Source organism: Shinella curvata (assembly GCF_022899935.1).
In the GTDB taxonomy this organism is placed as follows: Bacteria; Pseudomonadota; Alphaproteobacteria; order Rhizobiales; family Rhizobiaceae; genus Shinella; species Shinella curvata.
In genome coordinates this window covers 133,209-153,544 of sequence record NZ_JALJCJ010000008.1, presented here as the reverse complement: position 1 = coordinate 153,544, position 20,336 = coordinate 133,209, and the positions used below count along the sequence as shown (strand labels likewise).

Genomic DNA, 20,336 nt, shown 5'->3' with positions numbered 1-20,336 from the left:
CCAAAAGATAGATCGACAATTCGTCCCTTTCCCCAGGAAATAGTAAGATGGCACTGGTCAACACCCATACGGCGGGCTCTCAGTCTGGAGCGCTCGTCCATACCCTGCCCGCTGGCGGCTGGGTCACGATGTGGACCTCTGAGGGGCAGGATGGTTCGGGCTCTGGTGTGTTTCAGCAGGTATTTAGCGCCTTAGGCGAGAAGGTAGGTCTTGAAACCCGGGTGAACCAGGTCACCGCAGGCAACCAGGTCCTTTTCGGACATGTCGCGACGCCTGAAGGTGGCTGGCAGACCCTGTGGCTCAATGATATCGATCTCGACGGCGTATACGGACTATGTTTTCAGTCCTTCAATGCAAGCGGTGAACCCATTGGAGACGCAAAAACGATTGATGCTTCTCTTCCTTCGTCTGCCGAACTCACACCCCTTGCCAATGGTGGCTGGATAATTTCCTGGCAGCAGTGGGGGCCTCACGGTTATGCATTGAATTCGGTGGCCTATGCCCCTGATGGCACCGTCCTTGTTGGCGAAGACATACTCGCACAGGATGCCTCTGCGTTCGAAATTACCGGGCTAAAAAATGGAGGCTGGATCACAACCTGGTCTGCCCCTGGGACGTCCGGAACCGACATTTTTTATCAGGTGTTTAAAGGCGATGGCACGGCGCAGAGTGCGCCCGCGCGGGTGAACACCACCGTGCAAAATGATCAGACGCGACCGGAAGTAACCGCGACCTCTGACGGCGGGTGGGTGGTCACCTGGATAAATGTCGACAGGCCGACCTACAATGATGGATGGGGCAACAGTTACCAACCCGTATATTCGGTACGTCACCAAGCCTACCACGCCAATGGCACAAAGAATGGTGGGGAAGTTGTATTGGCTGCAACACATGACCCCCTTTTCTCGGATGGTGGTCGTGGGTTTTTCGAAACCGTAGATGTCATCGCCGGAAAAAAGGGCAGCTGGATTACAACATGGAAGATCTCAGAGACGCTAACATACTGGGCAGGTCAATCCACGTTTGACTACAACTACAGTGCCATCGTTGTACGTCTCACCTCGGCCGATGGCGTGGACAAGGGTTTGCAGGTGGTTGCAAGCGGTTCCACCGCCCCTTGGAGCGAGGGCGGCTATTCCAGTGTGGAATCCGTCGACACAATCATGTTGGCAGGAGGCGGATGGGTCGTCGGCTTCATCGCCAGCGATAAAGATGGAGGACGGTATTTCCACCAGTGTGTCTACGACATCCGGGGCAATTTCGTGGAAGATCAAAGCGTATGGGGATGGATGGAGTTTGGAAGCGATATTAAAATGACGGCATCGCCAAATGGCGGCTGGACGACGACCTACAATATTCGAGATTTCGACACTTCGCCCGCGCGACCGACAGACATCTATCAGCAAACCTTTTATCCCACGCTCACCAACATTTACCCTGACGCGGTCAACGATAACCTCACGATCGCTGAAACTGACATCACCTATCTCGACGTTCTCGCAAACGACACGGACGATGACGGAGATGCCCTGATCGTCACGCAGGCCCAGATCTTGAGCGGAGACGGCCGCGTCACTATCGACGACACCGGCAGGCTTTTTTATCACGACGACACCCGTGGCCTTTTTGACGACGAAACCCGCACCGTGCAGATCCGATATACCGTCGAAGACGGCAAGGGTGGATATGCTGACGCCGTTGTAACCCTGACGATCGAAGGCCTGACCGAGCCGATTGAGGGTGACGACAATGACAATGTACTCATTGGCACCAGTCATGGTGAGCACATCAGTGGCAAAGGTGGAAATGACAAGGTTTACGGCAATGGCGGCGATGATTTCATCCACGGCGGTGCCGGCGCTGATGAGATTCACGGTGGCGACGGCAACGACATTCTTAGGGGTGGTGACGGCAAACTTAGGGGTGGTGACGGCAAAGACGTGCTTTATGGCGATGCCGGCGATGACGACATCGATGCAACGGAGGGAGACGTCGCGTATGGAGGAGCCGGCAACGACCTGATCCGCGTCTATGGAACCGGCGCTCGAGTATTCGGCAATGCGGGCGATGATCGCCTCGTTTCTCTTGGTGGTACGGGGGTTCTGGACGGTGGTGAAGGCACGGACATCTACTATGCGAATCAGCGGCACCCCTCGCTTGAAGGCTTAAATTTCGCAAACATAGAAATCCTTGAGGCCGATCCGGATGTTTACGGTACGATCTCCCAATTCGAGTCCTTCAGCACAATTCGGGGCTGGGGACGGCAGCCCGCGCTGCATATCGTCAATGCCGGCGTCATCGATCTTGCTGACGAACTGGATCTGAACAGAGCAATCGTCTACGCCTCGGCATTCGGAAATTCCATCAAAACCGGCAAACGTGATGACACGCTCGTCGGGGGAGCCGGAAATGATACCCTTGATGGCAACGGCGGTAGCAACATCCTGACGGGGGGGCTTGGCAAGGACACCTTCGTGTTCAGGCCGGATACCAATTATGCCATCTCGATCGTCACCGACTTTTCGGCCGGCGACAAAATCGCGCTCGACGGGCTACCCGCTGTCCGTTCCCTTGCCGATATCGCATTGCTCGTCACCGACGATGGCAAGAAAGACATCGAAGATGCAGTGCTAAACTTCACGAAAGACGGTCGCTCCGTCAGCGTAAAGCTACAAGGCGTCGATTGGCGCACACTAACCGTAAACGACTTCACACGCATTAACACGGCGCCGGATTTTTCTGCGCCGCGCCAAATTGATTTTATTGAAAACGCCAGCGTGACGTCGCCCCTTCTCAGCTTTGCCGCACGGGACGCTCAAGGAGACGTGATCACCTACTCGGTGGGCGGCGACGACGCTTTATTCTTCAGCGTGAATAGCCTCGGCCAACTGCGGTTTAAGGCCTCACCAGACTTCGAGGCCAAGGCGGATAAGAACCACGACGGTATCTTCAGCATCCAGCTGCGCGCTTCGGATGGCGATCTTACGACCGCTCAAACCCTTCTCGTGAAAATTCTCAATGCGAACGATGCGCCTGTCATCACCTCGAACGGTAGCGGTACAACCGCGAACATAACGCTGGCTGAAAACACAGCAAAGGTCACGCGAATGACCGCTTTCGACGCTGACAGCGGCAGCAAACTCACATTTTCGATCGTCGGGGGTGCTGACAAAGCGAAGTTCGGCATCGACAAAAGCACTGGCGCCCTGAGTTTTCTTTCCAATCCTGATTTCGAGAAGCCCGGCGACGCGGATAAAAACAACATCTACAGCGTCACGGTGCGCGTCTCGGATGGCAATCTCATCGATACGCAAACCCTGAATGTCAAGATCGGCAATGCCAATGAGGCACCGGTTATCACCTCAAACGCTGGTGCGGCAACCGCGACGATCAGCGTTCAAGAAAACAAGGTGGGCGTTACCAAAATCACGGCCGCAGATGTCGACAGCGGTAGCAAACTCACCTTCTCGATCATCGATGGCGCCGATAAGACAAAGTTTGCGATCGACAAAACCACGGGGCTCCTGACCTTCCTCTCCGCCCCCGACTTCGAAAAGCCGGGTGATGCAGATAAAAACAACATCTACACCGTGAAGGTACAGGTTTCAGATGGGAGATTAAATGACATGCAGACCCTGACGGTCAGGGTAACGGATGTTATCGGCTTCACCAAAACGGGCACATCAAAGAGCGAAACCCTCCGTGGTGCTTCCGAACAGGACATCCTGAACGGCAAGGCGGGGAAGGATCTGCTCGTTGGTGGTGCTGGTTCCGATAGCTTTGTTTTCGATACCAAACTCGGCCCCGCCGAGGTGGATACGATCGATGACTTCACGGTGAAAAGTGACAAGATCCTGCTGGATGACGATATCTTCACCAAGGTCGGCAAAGTTGGCCCTTTGGCGTCATCTGCATTTGCGATTGGCGCCAAAGCCGGAGATGCGTCCGATCGCATCATCTACAATAAGGCGACGGGCGCTATTTGGTACGATCCGGATGGTAATGGCGCACTTGCAGCGACGCAGTTCGCTATTGTTGACAAAGGGTTGTCCATCAGTGCTGCCGATTTCCTCATAATCGCTTGATGTGCCAGGAGTGAATTCGCCCCGTTCAAATAATCCATTTTGAATTATGCTCTGGCCAATCTGGAGCAAACTCAAAACTGGATAAACCATAGCAGCACCCTGCCAGCGTTCGCGGAAAAGGCGAAGCACAGACTGGTGCGGAAGAGACGGAAGAGTTGTATCCCAGGGTATTCCTGCAGATCGTAGCAGAAGGATTGGATCGCTCATGTCAAGCGGTCGTTGAATTGCTTTAAACAAACAGAATGCGCGTCCAGTAAGGCCCGGAAGAATCTTGTTTCTAGGACTGGCGCTCCGGTACAAGAACGACCAAGCCATCGAGACCGTCGGCAACCTTGATCTGGCAGGAAAGCCGCGAGGCGGGGCGGACATCGTAGGCGAAGTCCAGCATGTCCGCCTCGATCGGGCCGGGCAAGCCAACCTTCTCCTGCCAGGCTTCATCGACATAGACGTGGCAGGTCGCGCAGGCGCAGGCTCCTCCACATTCAGCCTCGATACCGGGCACGGAGTTGCGCACGGCGTTCTCCATGACGCTCGTTCCGGGCTCAGCCTGGATTTCGAACACCGTGCCATCCTTTGCGACAACAGATATTTTCGGCATGGAACTCTCGATACGGTTGCCGGCTGCCGCCGGGAACGAAATGGCTATATTGGGCGGCGGACTGCCCGATGAGAGCTACGAAAGCAGAGCCTTGAGCTCGGTGGCCGGGTCGCTGACAACCGCGGCGGACGGCGACCTGCCGGCTTCGATCAGCCTTTTGGCGACCATGTAGACTCGCGGCTCATTCATCGCGTCGACCGCAAGCAGTTCCTTGCCGCGATAGTACCAATAGGACATGCCGCCCGCAGACCCAACCCGCGTCGCCACATTGTCGTAGCCGGCTGAAAGCCCGGCAATCTGCAGCTTCACGTCGTACTGGTCGGACCAGAACCAGGGCTTTGCGTCATAGTGGCTGATCGTTCCCGTCAGGGACCGCGCCACCGCTTCGGCCTGCTCGATGGCGTTTCCGACGCTCTCAAGGCGAATCCGGCCGGTCCGCCACGGGAATGAAGCACAATCTCCGGCGGCATAGATGTCCGGGTCGGAAGTCCGGCAGGTCTCGTCCACAGCAATGCCGTTGTCGATTGTAAGGCCGGCGGCTTCGGCCAGCTCGACATTCGGAACGACCCCCACGCCGGCAATGACGAAATCGACAGGGACGACGGAGCCACCGACGAGCCGCGCCGAGCGGACATGCCCGTCGTCGCCCTCCAGCGCCTCGAGTGCTGCACCTTCGAGAAGCGTTACGCCTTTCTCGTCGTGCAGGGCTCGGAAATAGGCCGCGGTTTCGGGACAGGCGACACGTTGAAGGATGCGCAGCGCGGCTTCGATCACCGTCACTCTCAGGCCCAGCTTGGCCGAGACGGCCGCCGCTTCGAGCCCAATGTAGCCTCCCCCCACGATGAGCACGCGCCGCCCCTCGAGGAAGCGCTCGGCCATGGCGTTGATATCGGCGAGATTGCGAACGCAGAAGACACCGTCGAGGTTGCCGCCGATTGTCGCCGGCAACGTCCTCGGCCGCGCGCCGGTGGTCAGGATGAGGCGGTCGTAGGCGATGACATTGCCGTCGGCGAGCGCGACCACCTTGCGATCACGATCGATAGCCGATGCGATCGACGAGAGCCTGAGATCGATGGACCGCTCTTCATAGAAGCTCAGCGGACGGAAATAGAGGCGGTCCTCGGTGATCTCGCCGAGAAGGTAGCCCTTCGACAAGGGCGGCCGCTGGTAGGGCGGATGCGCCTCTTCGCCGATCAGGGTGATCGGTCCCTGATGTCCCAGATCACGCAGCTTGGTGCAGGCGGTAAAACCCGCCTGCCCCGCGCCGATCACCACGATACGGGCGTGAGGATCGATTGGCTCGTCACGCATGGACCACCTCTTTCGTTTCAGTTTGTACGCAGCGGCGCCATCGCCTTCTGGATGCTGGCGATCAAGGCATCACGATGGGCGGAGAGATCCGCCGGCGACTGTCCATTGGCTTCCTCTTTCACGCCGGCGACCAGCGTCTCGGCAAGCGCGGGGTCGAGGTGAAGGACACCGAGATCGTCCCACCAGCGATTGAAGCTGTCGGTGTAGCGTTCGCAGAAGGCGGCAAGCCCGCCCTCGCCGGCGCCGAGGTGGAAGAGCATGGTCGGCCCCATGGCCGCCCAACGCAGGCCGGGCCCGGCCCACATCGCCTTGTCGACATCCTCGACACTGGCGACACCGGATTTGACGAGATGGATGGCCTCGCGCCAGACCGCCGCCTGGAGGCGGTTCGCCACATGCCCGGGCACCTCGCGGTTGACGCGGATGGTGACCTTGCCCACGGCCTCATAGAAGCGCTCGGCCGCCTCGACGACACCATCCGCCGTCCGCTCGTTGCCCATGACCTCGACCAGCGGGATCAGGTGCGGCGGATTGAAGGGATGGCCGAGGACGAAGCGGCCGGGATCCTGCCAGCCTTCCTGCATCTCGCTGAGGGTGAGGCCGGAGGCCGAGGTCGCGACCACGGCATCCTTGCCGAGCGACGGTTCGATTTCCTTGTAGAGCGCGTGTTTGATCCCGATGCGCTCCGGCACGTTCTCCTGGACAAAGGAGGCACCTTCGACAGCTTCGGCCGCCGACGTGCAGAAGCGGATACGATCCGGATCGCCGCCTTTCACGAGGCCGAGGCTTTCGAGGGTCGGCCAGGCGCGGGCGACATAATCGCGAACCGTTTTCTCGACGGTCGGCGAATTGTCGTAGACCGCGACGTCGCGGCCGGAGGCGAGGAAAAGCGCCGTCCAGCTCGCGCCGATCACACCGGCGCCCAGTACGGCGGTTTGCTTGAATTCGGTCATCAGAATAATCCTGGTTGAAGAGGTGAGGCGGCGGTCAGCCCGCCGTCGATGGTAATGCAGTGGCCGGTGACGAAGGCGCTTTCGGTCGAAATGAGCCAGGCCACGACATTCGCGACGTCCTCCGGCTTGCCGAAACGGCGGGCGGGATGGCGGGCGATGGAATCGGCGCGCGCCTTTTCCGGGTCGTTTGCCAAGGCAAATCCGCTTTCCGCCATCTCGGTCATGATCCAGCCGGGGCTGACGGCGTTGCAGCGCACCTTCGGGCCATGATCGACGGCGACCGATCGCGTGAGGCTGTGAACGAAGCCCTTCGAGGCGTTGTAGATCGCCATGGATGGGTCCGCGACCATGCCGGAGATCGAACCGAGATTGACGATATCGCCGCCGCCTTCCGCCATCAGCGGGATGACTGCGCGGCACATGTTGAAGACACCTCGGCAATTGATGCCGACGAGCTGGTCCCACTCGGCATCGCTCGTCTCGGTCACCGTCTTCTCGATCTGGATACCGGCATTGTTCACGAGCACGGCGATATCGCCCTGTTCAGCCGCGCAGGCAGCGACTCGCTTGGCATCATCAGAGCGGGAAACGTCACCCGTCACCCAGATGACCTCGGCCGGAAGATCCGCCGGACGCTCGCCGCGCCCACAGGTTACGACGGTCGCCCCATCCCGCCGCAGCCGTTCGACGATGGCGCGGCCAATGCCCCGGCCGCCGCCCGTGACGATCGCGATCTTGCGTTTTGCTTCTGCCATCGCCTGCCCCTACCCGTGCGAGACCATGACGTGGCGGACCGAGGTGTAGGCATCCAGTGCATGGATGGACATGTCGCAGCCCGTGCCGGATCCCTTCATGGCCGACCAGGGCATTTCCGGCGTGGCGACGCCATGGGTGTTCACCCAGGTGAAGCCGTAACGCAAGCGGCTCGTCACCTCCATCGCGCGGCCGACGTCCCGTGTCCATACGGACGAGGCAAGCCCGTAACGGCCGGCATTGGCGATGGACAGCGCCTCGTCGGCATCCGAGAAACGCGAGATGGTGACGACAGGACCGAAGACCTCGTTCGTGGCGATCTCGGCATCGTTGTCGACATTGGCGATGACGGTCGGCTTGTAGAAGAAGCCCTTCCCTTCGCCGCGCTCACCGCCGACAATGATCTCGCAGCTCTTACGCGCACGCTCGACGAAGCCCGCGACGCGATCCGTCTGGATGGCCGAGACCACCGGTCCCATCTGCGTGCCTTCGGCTTTCTGAGCACCGATGCGGATTTCGCCGACCTCACGCGCAGTTGCGGCCACGAGCGCATCGTAAAGGCGATCCTGCACCATGATCCGGCACGGCTGCGCACAATCCTGCCCGGCATTGAAGAAGCTGCCGTAACGGATTGTCTGCGCGACTGCGTCCACATCCGCGTCGTCGAACACGATGACGGGCGCCTTGCCGCCAAGTTCCAGGTGGACGTGACGGATCTGCTGTGAGGCTGCCCGCATCGCGGCCATGCCCGTCGCCGGCGAGCCGGTCACGGCGATCGCCTCGATCTGCGGCGCGTTCATCAGCCTGTCGCCGATCGTTGCGCCCCGGCCATGGACGACGTTGAAGACACCCTTGGGGAGAAGGTCCGCGAAGAGTTCCGCCACCTTCAGCGTGGAAAGCGGCGTGACCTCCGAAGGCTTCAGGACGATCGTGCAGCCGGCCGCGATGGCAGCGGCGATCTTCCAGGCCGCCATCATCAGCGGATAGTTCCAGGGCGTAATCGCGGCCACGGGACCGACGGCCTCGCGACGGATCATGCTGGTATGGCCAGAGACATATTCTCCGGCAACCGGTCCGGTCATTGTCCGGGCAGCGCCCGCGAAGAAGCGGAACGTATCGATGGTCAGCGGCATCTCGTCGTCATGCGCGGATGGCCACGGCTTGCCGACGTCGAGGCTTTCCAGTTCGGCCAGTTCCCGGCTGTTCCGTTCCAGCACGTCGGCCATTTTCAGGAGAAGGGTGGCGCGCTCGGAGGGTGTCGTGCGGGAAAACCTGTCGAAAGCGGAAGACGCCGCCGCCACGGCGGCATCCACCTGCTCCGGGGTCGCCTCGTTGATGGCGACGACTTCGCTTCCCGTCGCGGGGTCGAGAACGGGAAGGGTTTCGCCGCCACCCGGCACAAAGGCACCGTTGATGAAGAGGTTCGTCTGCATCAGAAACCGACCTTGTCGCCGCCCTTGAGGCCAAGCCGCTCACGGGCTTCGGCAGGCGTTGCGACGGTCAGACCGAGCCGTTCCACGATCTCACGGATACGATGCACCTGCTGGGCATTCGAGGTCGCAAGCTCACCCTTGCCGATGAAGAGGCTGTCCTCGAGACCGACGCGCAGGTTGCCGCCGAGCAGCGCGCTCTGTGTTGCAAACGGCATCTGATGGCGGCCGGCCGCCAGCACGGACCATTCGTAGTTTTCCGGGCCGAAGAGCCTGTCGGCGATCTTGTGCATGTGGACCAGGTTTTCGAGGTCGGCGCCAACACCGCCCAGGATGCCGAACACCATCTGCACGAAGAAGGGCGGCTTGATCAGGCCCTGATCGATGAACCACTTGATGTTGTAGAGGTGGCTCAGATCATAGCATTCGAACTCGAATTTCGTGCCATGGGCCTCGCCGAGGTTCTTCAGCGCATATTCGATGGTCGCAAACGTGTTCGGGAAAATGAAGTCCCGCGTCATCTCCAGGAATTTCGGCTCCCAGTCGTGCTTCCATTCCTTGTATTTGCCAAGCAGCGGGAAGATGCCGAAGTTCATCGACCCCATGTTAAGGCTCGCCATTTCCGGGCTGGCCGACGTTGCAGCGAGCAGACGCTGGTCCATCGACATACCCAGCCCGCCGCCGGTCGAGATGTTGATGACCGCATCCGTGGACTGCTTGATGACCGGCAGGAACTGCTGGAAGATTTCGGGGCGCGGATCGGGCTTGCCCGTCTCGGGATCACGCGCATGGAGATGGATGATCGAGGCGCCGGCCTCCGCTGCCTCGATACTCGCCGTCGCGATTTCGGCCGGTGTGATCGGCAGATATTCCGACATCGTCGGCGTGTGGATGCCGCCGGTCGGCGCGCAGGTGATGATGACGGATTTTGCCATGTCAGAGCCTCATTTGCTGGACCTGAGCGGAAAGGCCGCCGTCCAGCACCCATAGTTGTCCGGTTGCGTAGCGGGCTTCATCGCTCGCCAGCCAGTTCACGAGATTGGCGATATCGTCGGGCGTGCCGTAGCTGCGGATCGGATGGACGTTGCACACCGCCTCCTTGAGGCTGTCGATCGTCCCTCCCGCGCCGCCCGAACCGGCGCCGGAGAAGAAGCTTTGCAGCATCGGCGTATCGACATAGCCGGGGCAGACCGCATTGACGCGGATGCCTTCCGGCCCGTGGTCGACGGCCATGGCGCGGGTCAGCGCATGCACCGCCCCTTTGGTGGCGCAATAGGCCGCAAGGCCGGGATCGGCAATAAAACCATCATAGCTCCCGAAATTGATGATCGAGGCGGTGGTCCCACCGCCTGCGGCTCGGCGCAGCAACGGCAGGGCATGCTTGGCGGCAAGGAAGGTTCCGGTCAAGTTGACCGCGAAGCTTCGATTCCACTCCTCCAGCGTCGTGTGTTCGATGGTCTTCTCAAGCTCTATCCCGGCGGCATTGACCAGGATATCCAGCTTGCCCGACAGTCGCTCCACCTCGGCCATCGCGGCAATGGCCTCGTCTTCGGACGTCACGTCCAGACGGACGAAACGGCCGTCGTTCGCCGGCACCGCTCCCATGCTTCCGGCGTCAGAGAGGTCGGCGGCGTAGACCGTCGCCCCCTCCCGGACGAAGCGGGCGCAGATCGCCCGGCCGATACCACCGCGCCCGCCCGTAACGAGCGCGACCTTTCCCTCAAGGCGTCCAGCCATCGCGATGCCTCCCCTTCCGGCTTACGCCGCAGTCTTCGCGTAGGCGTCGAGGACGAGGCCGTGGAAGTGGTGCACTGCATGTTCGGACTGGCCCGAACCATCGGGATCGTTGACGATGCGCCCTTGCGTAAAGGCAGGCGTGTTCATGCCCTTCTGAACGCTCTCGACGATCTTGATGTCCTCGACCTGCAGTACCTCGTCGAGATACTTGATAGTCTGAAGCTCCATCTCGTTCGGCTCGGTGTCTTCCAGGAAGAAATCGTAGGTCTCGAGCGTGCGGTCGGGGCCGGCCGGGATGATGTTGAGGATGATCATCGAGGAGCGGCCGGGATAGCGCATGATGCAGGTGTTCGGCCACAGCCACCAGACGGCATGGGTGGTGACGGTCGCGTTCGAGACGTCATAGGCGCTGTTGCTGTTCTTGCCGGCGTCCGCCATGTGGCTGGAATAGATGCCGTGCGTCGTCACCTTGTAGGTGTCCATGTCGACGAGCGTGCAGAAGTCCTTGTGCGCCGTCGGGCAGTGGTAACATTCGAGGAAGTTGTCGACGACGTTCTTCCAGTTCGACTTGATGTCGTAGGTCAGGCGGCGTGCGAAGGTGAGCTTGTCGATATCGGGCGCCCAATGGCGGATCTCGGTTTCGAGATCACCGGTCTGCGACTTCAGCGACGACGCGTTCGGATCGAGATTGACGTAGATGAAGCCACAGAACTCCTCGACCTGAACCTGGTCGAGACAGATTTCCTTGGTGTCGAACTCTTCCAGCGTTTCGGTGTGCGGCGCGCGCACGAGCTGGCCGTCGAGACGATAGACCCAGGCGTGATACGGACACATGATGCGCGTGGATTGGCCTTCGCCTTCCAGAAGCGCGTGGGCGCGGTGCTTGCACACATTGTAGAAGGCCCGCAGCACCCCTTCGCGGTCACGCACCACGGCGATCGGCTGGCCGGCGACTTCGACCGTCACATAGCGACCGGGCTCGCGGACCTTCTCGACATGACAGACCCACTGCCACGTCTTGGCGATGATCTCGTTGAGGTCGACCGAATGCCAGCGCGGGTCGGTATAGGCGGCGGCATTCAGCGACAGCGAACGAGAGGCGTTCGGCGAATAGCCCTTCTGGATGGCGGCGAACTCGTCCTTCGACGGAAGCAATGTCATGGCGGCGTCTCCCAGGTCCGGGGCAACATGTTGCTGCCCTTCACGATGACCTAGCTTCCCGCCAACCGAAGCCCCTTTCTATGCGCAGTACGCCATCGACTTAGCTTTTTTCGCCGCAATTAAGTTCCTCCGGATTTGCGATGCATCGGCCAGGCACGGAACTCGAACGGGATTCGGCCGTCGACCCGGTCGGTGCGCGGCGACAGGCCGAAACGCTCGCGATAGGCGCGGCTGAAATGCACCTGGCTTGCGAAACCGGACGCGATCGCGATCTCCGACATCGGCATGTCCGTCTGGGTGACGAGGCCGCGGGCACGGTCCAGCCGGATATCGCGATAATAGATGGCCGGCGATTTCCCGACATAGCGCATGAACAGCCGATTGAGCTGGCGGTGGGAGATTTCGACCTCGTCCGCGATCTCCGGGATCGACAGCGCGTTTTCGAGATGCTGTTCCATGACGATAATCGCCTGCCGGATCGTGTTGGGGACATGCGTGCCGAGCGGCTCCGAATTCGCCGGGTTCTGCGAGGTGCCCGCCGGACGCAGGGACGGATGGAAGATATACCGGGCCGAGGCATTGGCGAGCGCGTCACCGGATATCGCCCTTATGATATGCAGCGCGATATCCGCCGAGGCGATCCCTCCCGAACAGGTGAAGCGCTTCTCGTCGCGGACAAAAATGTCCTCGGAGACATCGACGTCGCCGTGCAGCTCCTTGAAGGCGTCGATATGCTCGTAATGCACCGTCGCCCGATGGCCGCGCAGCAGCCCGGCATCCGCCACGATGAAGGCGCCCGTATCGAGCGCGCCGATGATGCTGCCGGCGCGCGCCCATTTGCGCAGCGCGGCGAGGAGCTGTGGCGTCTTGCCGGTTTCCGGCGTCCAGCTCGCCGACATGACGACGATATCGGATGGGTCGTTCTGGATATCGGCAAGCTTGCGCGTTTCCACCGTCAGGCCGTTGCTTGCCTGACACGAACCGCCCAGCGCCGATGCCAGAACCCAGCGAAACCGGGTGACGCCTTCGAGATAATTCGCGGCGCGGAACGGGTCGATAAAAGCCGTCGTTGCGGCCAGATTGAAATTCGGCGTGACGAGGATGTGAATCTGGATCGCGGTCTGGTCCATCTGGGGCGCCGTCCAAATATGTAAAATCGATGGCGTGAATAGTTAAGTCAGCCGATCGCTTTGTGCAACACTTTCACCGGGAACTAAAACACCGGGAGAGTGACAATGCGAAATATCTACAAGCTCGGCATCTCGACCTGCCTCGCGGCGCTGTCTGTAACCTCGCTCCAGGCCGCCGAACTCGGCGCGAAGGATGAGCCCATCAAGCTCGCCATCAACGAATGGACGGGCCAGCAGATCACGACCCGCATCGCCGGCCACATGCTGGAGACCGCCGGCTACAAGGTCGAATATGTCACCGCCGGATACCAGAACATGTGGCAGGCGGTTTCCGAGGGGCAGCTCGACGCCGCGATGGAAGTCTGGGGCTCCAACGTCACCGACCAGTATCGCCAGCTCAACAAGGAAGGCAAGGTCGAGGACCTCGGTGAACTCGGCCTCGTGGCACGCGAAGGCTTCGTCTATCCGCCGCATGTCGCTGAGCTTTGTCCCGGCCTGCCCGCCTGGGAAGCGCTGAAGGCCTGCGCGGCCGCCTTCGCCACCGCCGAGACGCTGCCCAACGGACGCCTTGTCGATTATCCCGGCGAATGGGGCACGCCCGGCGCCGACCGCATCAAGGCGCTCGGCCTTCCCTTCAAGGCGCTGCCCGCCGGTTCGGAAGGCGCGCTCGTCGCCGAGTTCCGCGCCTCCGCGGAACGCAAGACGCCGCTCATCGCCGTGTTCTGGCAGCCGCACTGGGCCATCCCGGCCTTTGACCTGAAGTTCGTCGAACTGCCGAAGGGTACCCAGGAGTGCTACGACGATCCCGCCTATGGTCCGAACAAGGACGCCACCGGCGACTGCGACTTCATCCCGACGCGAGTCTTCAAGGCAGCCTGGCCGGGGCTGAAGGACAAGTGGCCCGCGGCTTACGAAATCCTCAAGACCTTCACGCTCACGACCGAGCAGCAGCAGCCTCTGATGGGCGCTGTCGATGTGGATGGCAAACCCACCGAAGCCGTCACGGCTGAATGGCTGGAAGCCAATGCCGATACATGGAAGCCCATTGTCGAAGCCGCAACGAAGTAAGGAGCGCGCCCATGTCCCAGCCCTCCTCTCCCGCGGCGATCTCCTGCAAGGGGGTCTGGCAGGTCTTTGGCGCGGATGCGCCCGATCAGCTGAAACGGGCGCTCGCGGAAACAGGTAACGATGCCCGCGCGGCAGCGAGACTACTGCGGGAGCGTGGCCTCGTTCCCGCCGTTCAGGACGTCACCTTCGACGTCCGTGAAGGAGAGGTCTTCGTCATCATGGGCTTGTCCGGGTCGGGCAAGTCCACGTTGATCCGCACCATCTCGCGCCTTGCGGAAGGGACCGCCGGTTCCATCCTCATCCACGGAGAGGACATTCTGACGGCCAGCAAGCAGCGGCTGATCGAGCTGCGGCGAAACAAGCTGGGCATGGTCTTCCAGCACTTCGGCCTTTTCCCGCATATGACGGTGGCGGACAATGTCGGCTTTCCGCTGAAGATGCAGGGCCTCAACCGGCCGGACCGGCGCAAGCGCGCGCAGGAAATGCTGGAGCTTGTGGGGCTTGCCGGCCGCGAAGATGCGTTTCCGCGCGAACTATCGGGCGGCCAGCGCCAGCGCGTCGGCATCGCCCGGGCACTGGCCGTGAATCCTGACCTGCTGTTCCTCGACGAGCCCTATTCCGCTCTCGACCCGCTCATCCGGCGGCAGTTGCAGGACGAATTTCTGAAACTCCAAGCCGGCCTCCAAAAGACCTCGGTTTTCATCACGCACGACATCACGGAAGCTCTCAAGCTCGCCGACCGTATCGCCATCATGCGCGACGGCGTCGTCGTGCAGATCGGCACACCGGACGAGATCATCGTCAACCCGGTGGACGACTATGTCCGCGAGTTCACGCGCGACGTGCCGAAGGGCCGCTACTCGCATGTCAGCGCCATGATGAACATGCCTGAGACGCTGCCCAAAATGCCCGACGATCCGAAGATCGAAGAGGACATGACGATTGATGACGCGCTCGCCTCCTGCATGGCGCTCTACCAGCCCGTCCCGGTCTGGGGGCGCGACGGCAAGATGGCCGGCATCGTTCACCCGAGCCAGTTGGCCGGCGCGCTCCAGGTGGAGCGGACATGATCGAGATCAGCGCAACTGGAGCCGTGGGTTTGGCGAGCGGCAGCAGCGGGACCGGGATGAGGCGATTGAACGGGTTGACGCCGGGCGTCCGGGTCGCGTTTCTGTGCGTGCTTGTCGGTGCGGCCTGTCTTTTGCTCGCACCCAGCCAGGCATGGATCAAGACTTGGCCTCAGGCACTGACGTTGCCGGCGACAGCATGGATCGGTAGCGGTCTTACGGCGGCCTTCGAGTTCCTGAAACCCGCCGCGCGGCTCGCCGCCAAGCTCCTCGAATATCCGATGGCCGGTGCGAACCGGCTTCTCGTCGGAGCGCCCTATGCCTTGACGATCGGCGTCCTCGCCGCGCTTGGCTGGCACATCGGCGGTAGGCGCATGCTTGCTCTCGTGCTCGCCGGTCTCGGCTTCATCCTTGCCAGCGGCTATTGGATCGCCAGCATGAACACGCTGGCGCTGGTCGTCGTCTCCGTCCCCCTCGCGCTCGCGCTCGGCGGCCTGATCGGTGTGTTCGCTTATGAATTTCTTTCCTTCCGTCGAACCGTCGAAACCGTACTCGACATCATGCAGACGGTTCCGACCTTCGCCTATCTCACGCCGCTGCTTCTCCTCTTCGGTTTCGGCCCCGTCGTCGGCCTCATCGCATCGGTGATCTACGCCGCCCCGCCGATGGCGCGAAACGTCCTGCTCGGTTTGCAGCGCGTGGAGCCCGATATCCGCGAGGCCGCCATCATGAACGGCGCGACCCGCATCCAGCAACTCGTCCTCGTCGAAATCCCCTCGGCAACCCAGCAGATCATGGTGGGCGTGAACCAGACCATCATGGCCGCACTGTCGATGGTCATCATCGCCGCGGTCATCGGCGGCTTCAACGATATCGGCTGGGAAGTGCTGCTCACGATGCGCAAGGCCGCATTCGGCCAGAGCCTGATCGCGGGCGTCGTCATCGTGATCTTCGCCGTGCTGGCCGATCGCATGAGCAGCGGGCTTGCGAAGGAAAGCAAGCGGCATTCATGGAGGATCACCGTCGCGATCCTCCTCACAGGCATCATCGTTGCCGCCCTTCAGGGCTCGCTCCTTCCCGCCGCAAACGATTTTGCGATGTTCAAGGGCGCGACATCAGTGATCGATCGCTATCTCGGTGCCTTTACCGCGGCAAACGGTGCCCTTCTCGAAGGGATCAAGAACACCACCATGTTCTTTGTGCTCCTGCCGTTGCGCATCGGCCTCGATGAAGCCGTACTGCCCTTCACCTGGGGTTTCCAGTGGACGAACGGCATCAGCATCGCCGTCTTCGGCATCACCTCCGTCGCGGCGCTCGTTCTGGGCATGCGCAATCGCGCCGTTGCCGGTCTATCCCTGTTGGTCGCGACCGGGATCCTCGTGACCGGCATTGCCAACCTACCCTGGCCGTTCGTACTCGTGGCCCTCGGCGGGCTGGGCTGGCTTGCCGGCGGACCGAAGCTCTCCGCCTTCGCCGTCCTGATGGTAAGCGTCGTCCTCCTGATGGGTCTCTGGGAGCCCGCCCTTCTCTCGCTCTATCTGTGCGCCGCCTCGGTGCTCATCTGCGTGGTCGTCGGCGGAGCAATAGGCTTGGCCTGCGCCGTCAGCGAGAACGCCTGGCGCGTCATGCGCCCGGTCTGCGATTTCCTCCAGACCATCCCGCTCTTCGTCTTCCTCATCCCCGTGCTGATGTTCTTCCAGATCGGCGAATTTTCCGCATTCCTCGCCATCTGCGCCTACGCCATCGTGCCGATGATCCGCTATACGCAGCATGGCCTCACCTCCACGCCGGAGGAACTGATCGAGGCCGCCGTCTCTTCCGGGGCAAACGAATGGCAAGTCATGCGCGAGGTCCGGATCCCCTACTCGGCCCCGACGATCCTGCTCGGCCTCAACCAGACAATCCTCTACGCCTTCTCGATGCTGGTGATCGCGGCGCTGATCGGAACCACCGACCTTGGCCAACAGATCTACCTCGCGCTCGGTCAGGGCGATGTCGGGCTCGGCGTCGCCGCCGGCGCATCGATGGCGATCCTTGCCCTGGTGGCGGACCGCCTGATCCAGGGTTTCGCAGCACGGCAGCGGCATGCTCTCGGCCTCTGAGGAGACGCGAAGAAGAAACCTCAATTGCAGAGGAAGAAACCTATGAACGCCGTTCCCGGGCCAAAGAGCGTATTCTACTTCTACATCACGCCCGAATTCACGATGCTCGCCTTCACGACGGCGCTCGAAACGCTTCGCCTTGCCAACCAGGTTCTCGGACGCGACAAATATGCATGGCGGATCGTCTCAGCCGATGGCAAGCCTGTGCGGGCAAGCAACGACCTCCAACTCAGCGCCGACCTGTCGCTCGACGAGGCCAGAAACCAGACACGCATCGCTTCTGCGCGAATGGTCGTCGTATGCGGTGGCCAGGATGTTGCGCGCTACACCAACAGGAACCTTTCAAGCTGGCTGCGCGAATGCCGGAAAGCGCGTATCTCGCTTGGCGCCGTCTGCACAGGAGCCCATCTGCTTGCCCACGCCGGCATCCTCAACAAGCGCCGCTGTACGATCCATTGGGAAAACCTCGCGTCCTTTGCCGAGCGCTTCTCCGACGTCCAGCCAAGCCCCCAGATCTTTGCGGTCGACGATGAGATTTATACCTGTGCCGGCGGCACTGCACCGCTTGAGATGATGCTGGAAATCATCGCGCGTGAGGAAGGTGCTGGAACGGCAGCCGCAATATGTCAGCTCGCGATCGTGGCCAGCCTGCGCGACGGTTCCGAGCGGCAACGGCTGCCCTACATGCTCCCCCTCGGCGTCAGCAATGCTAACCTTCGCAAGCTTGTGGAGGTCATGGAGGAAAACGTTGCCGATCCTGTTCCATTGACCGTGGTCGCTGCCACAGCCGGGATTTCCCGACGGCAAATGGAGCGCTATTTCCGTGACACATTCAATTGCAGCCCAGGCAAATATTATATGCGCCTCAGGATCGAGCGCGCGCGGTCCCTCCTGCGGCAGACGACAATGCCGGTCGTCGAGATTGCGATCGCCTGCGGCTTTGTCTCAGCCTCCCATTTCTCGAAAATGTATCGAAGCTTCGAAGGCACTTCGCCCCATGAGAGCCGGGCTCTTAGGAAGCAATGGCCTGAGCACGCGCGCAATCCTTCGAAGCCCCTCCCTCTCTCGGTAAAAACCGCACCGCACCGCCCTCTTGCCGCCTGAGGATCTATCGCCGCGATTGTGCGGTCGCCGGCGCCATTCGCCGGCCGGTCGCGCATGGCGTTTCCATTCTGGTCGCGCCCGATTCTGGAATCGACTCCAGGCGAGAATCCTCAAATTCATGTCCAGAATGGTCATGCCGCGTCCGACAGACATGCGAGCCTTCAGCGCTGGCTAGGCGCTGAAATCGCCACGGCGCTCCGGATGCGAAAAGGAGCTGCCGAAGCTGGGAGGACCGTTTGGAGGAGCCAACATGTCTGATGAATTGAAGTATCTGGCCAACCTTGTCGCTCGTGGGAAAATGGATCGGCGGTCCTTTCTGGGCCGCGCCGCGGTGCTGGGCGCCTCCGCGCTGGCCTCCGGTCTCCTGACGCAGGCCGCGCGGGCCGAAGGGCCTGTCAAAGGCGGCACGATGCGCGTCGGCCTCGGCGGCGGCCAGACCACCGATACGCTCGATCCCGCCCTGGCGGCAAGCGAAGGGCCGAACACCCTGATGGCGCAGTTCGGGGAGAAGCTGCTGGAAGTCGATGCGAAGGGTGAGATCGTTCCACGTCTGGCAACCGAGTTCGGTTCCTCTAAGGACGCCAAGACCTGGACATTCAAGATCCGCGAGGGCGTGACCTTCCACAACGGCAAGTCCGTGACTGCCGAGGACGTCGTCGAGACGATGAAGCGTCACGCCGACAGCACGAGCAATTCGGCCGCGCTCGGCCTGATGGCGGGCATCACGAAGATGACGGCCTCCGGCAACGAGTTCATAGCCGAACTCAAGGATCCGAACGCCGACTTCCCTTACATAATGGCCGATTACCACCTGCTGATCCAGCCCGAGGGCGGTCGCGCCAACCCGGCCGACGGCGTTGCCGCCGGGCCCTACAAGGTCGTGAGCCAGCAGCCCGGGGTCCGTTACGTCTTCGAGAAATTCGCCGACTATTGGGATGACACCCGTGGCCACGCCAACACGCTCGATGTGACAATCATCAACGATGACACCGCCCGCATCGCCGCCGTGCAATCCGGTCAGGTGGACATGATCAACCGTGTCGCCCCGAAGGTCGCCGAGCTTGTCGCGAGCATGAAGACCGTTGCGGTCAAGTCGGTTCCCAGCCGAGGCCACTATGTGCTCGTCATGCGCACGAACGCCAAGCCTTTCGACAACAACGATCTGCGTCTTGCCCTGAAATATGCTATTGACCGCCAGTCCCTTCTGGATCGGGTATTGCTCGGCCACGGCACTCTGGGTAACGACGTCCCGATCAACAAGTTCTACCCGTTCTTCGCCGATGATCTCGAACAACGGACCTACGATCCGGACAAGGCAAGCTTCCATTTCAAGAAGTCCGGCCACGATGGCCCCATCCTGATCGAGACCTCAGAAGTAGCCTTCCCCGGCGCCGTCGATGCCTGTCAGCTTTTCCAGCAGAGCGCGGCAGCTGCCAACATCCCTCTTGAGATCAAGCGCATTCCCGGCGACGGCTACTGGTCGGACGTCTGGAACAAGCGGCCGTTCTGCGCCTCATACTGGAACGGGCGGCCAACCCAGGACATGGTCTACTCCACGATCTACACGTCGGGTGCGGCCTGGAACGAGTCCGCCTATTCGAACCCGGAGTTCGACAAGACCGTCGTCCTCGCCCGTGGCGAGCTCGACGCCGGCAAGCGCGTTGATCTGTACCGGAAACTTGCCCTCACGATCCGCGACGAAGGCGGCACGATCGTACCGATGTTCAGCAACTTCATCGACGCCGTCGGCCAGAATGTCGCGGGATGGACCGACGATCCGAACGCACCGCTGATGAACGCGCTCGCGCCGGTCAAGTGCTGGCTGACGAACGTGTGA

Annotated in this window: 15 protein-coding genes; 6 read left to right on the top strand and 9 right to left on the bottom strand. The window is 61.3% G+C overall.

Going from position 1 to position 20,336, the window contains the following annotated elements; translation table 11 throughout:
* Window positions 1-47: 47 nt before the first annotated feature.
* Window positions 48-4,085, top strand: coding sequence for an Ig-like domain-containing protein (locus tag MUU55_RS25630; RefSeq protein ID WP_244763619.1), 4,038 nt, complete (start codon window positions 48-50; stop codon window positions 4,083-4,085).
* Between the two features lie 277 nt (window positions 4,086-4,362).
* On the opposite strand, the gene MUU55_RS25625 is transcribed toward MUU55_RS25630, so the two are convergent.
* From MUU55_RS25625 to MUU55_RS25585, 9 genes are all read right to left on the bottom strand, one after another.
* Window positions 4,363-4,683 carry a 2Fe-2S iron-sulfur cluster-binding protein gene (locus MUU55_RS25625; protein WP_244763618.1) on the bottom strand — a complete coding sequence of 107 codons (321 nt, stop codon included), beginning with the start codon at window positions 4,681-4,683 and terminating at the stop codon, window positions 4,363-4,365.
* 75 nt (window positions 4,684-4,758) lie between these two features.
* Entirely contained in the window at window positions 4,759-5,994 is a 1,236-nt protein-coding gene (locus MUU55_RS25620) for an NAD(P)/FAD-dependent oxidoreductase (protein ID WP_244763617.1), read from the bottom strand.
* Window positions 5,995-6,011: 17 nt separating this feature from the next.
* On the bottom strand, window positions 6,012-6,947 hold the full coding sequence (locus MUU55_RS25615; RefSeq protein ID WP_244763616.1) for a 3-hydroxyacyl-CoA dehydrogenase NAD-binding domain-containing protein: 936 nt from the start codon (window positions 6,945-6,947) through the stop codon (window positions 6,012-6,014).
* A complete protein-coding gene (locus tag MUU55_RS25610; RefSeq protein ID WP_244763615.1) occupies window positions 6,947-7,702 on the bottom strand; it encodes an SDR family NAD(P)-dependent oxidoreductase in 756 nt (251 codons plus the stop codon). The genes MUU55_RS25615 and MUU55_RS25610 overlap by 1 nt, the downstream gene beginning before the upstream one ends.
* A 9-nt stretch (window positions 7,703-7,711) precedes the next feature.
* Complete coding sequence (locus MUU55_RS25605) at window positions 7,712-9,133, bottom strand: aminobutyraldehyde dehydrogenase (protein ID WP_244763614.1); 1,422 nt, start codon at window positions 9,131-9,133, stop codon at window positions 7,712-7,714.
* Window positions 9,133-10,065 carry a 3,5-dioxohexanoate:acetyl-CoA acetone transferase gene (gene kce / locus MUU55_RS25600; protein ID WP_244763613.1) on the bottom strand — a complete coding sequence of 311 codons (933 nt, stop codon included), beginning with the start codon at window positions 10,063-10,065 and terminating at the stop codon, window positions 9,133-9,135. The genes MUU55_RS25605 and kce overlap by 1 nt, the downstream gene beginning before the upstream one ends.
* A gap of 1 nt (window position 10,066) precedes the next feature.
* Window positions 10,067-10,867, bottom strand: a complete 801-nt coding sequence (locus tag MUU55_RS25595) for an SDR family NAD(P)-dependent oxidoreductase (RefSeq protein WP_244763612.1) — start codon at window positions 10,865-10,867, stop codon at window positions 10,067-10,069.
* A gap of 21 nt (window positions 10,868-10,888) precedes the next feature.
* Window positions 10,889-12,028, bottom strand: a complete 1,140-nt coding sequence (locus MUU55_RS25590) for an aromatic ring-hydroxylating oxygenase subunit alpha (protein WP_244763611.1) — start codon at window positions 12,026-12,028, stop codon at window positions 10,889-10,891.
* A gap of 119 nt (window positions 12,029-12,147) precedes the next feature.
* Entirely contained in the window at window positions 12,148-13,158 is a 1,011-nt protein-coding gene (locus tag MUU55_RS25585) for a GlxA family transcriptional regulator (protein WP_244763610.1), read from the bottom strand.
* Between the two features lie 105 nt (window positions 13,159-13,263).
* Between MUU55_RS25585 and MUU55_RS25580 the strand changes: the two genes are divergently transcribed.
* The 5 genes from MUU55_RS25580 to MUU55_RS25560 all read left to right on the top strand — a co-directional run bounded on the left by MUU55_RS25580 (window position 13,264) and on the right by MUU55_RS25560 (window position 20,336).
* The gene (locus MUU55_RS25580; RefSeq protein WP_244763609.1) at window positions 13,264-14,226 is read left to right on the top strand and encodes an ABC transporter substrate-binding protein; all 963 of its coding nucleotides are present in this window, start codon (window positions 13,264-13,266) and stop codon (window positions 14,224-14,226) included.
* 11 nt (window positions 14,227-14,237) lie between these two features.
* Window positions 14,238-15,296 (top strand): quaternary amine ABC transporter ATP-binding protein, encoded by a 1,059-nt coding sequence (locus MUU55_RS25575; RefSeq protein WP_244763608.1) that lies wholly within the window; start codon window positions 14,238-14,240, stop codon window positions 15,294-15,296.
* Between the two features lie 182 nt (window positions 15,297-15,478).
* The gene (locus MUU55_RS25570) at window positions 15,479-17,395 is read left to right on the top strand and encodes an ABC transporter permease (protein ID WP_244763607.1); all 1,917 of its coding nucleotides are present in this window, start codon (window positions 15,479-15,481) and stop codon (window positions 17,393-17,395) included.
* A 42-nt stretch (window positions 17,396-17,437) separates the two neighbouring features.
* On the top strand, window positions 17,438-18,499 hold the full coding sequence (locus tag MUU55_RS25565) for a GlxA family transcriptional regulator (RefSeq protein ID WP_244763606.1): 1,062 nt from the start codon (window positions 17,438-17,440) through the stop codon (window positions 18,497-18,499).
* A gap of 250 nt (window positions 18,500-18,749) precedes the next feature.
* Window positions 18,750-20,336 carry an ABC transporter substrate-binding protein gene (locus tag MUU55_RS25560; RefSeq protein ID WP_244763605.1) on the top strand — a complete coding sequence of 529 codons (1,587 nt, stop codon included), beginning with the start codon at window positions 18,750-18,752 and terminating at the stop codon, window positions 20,334-20,336.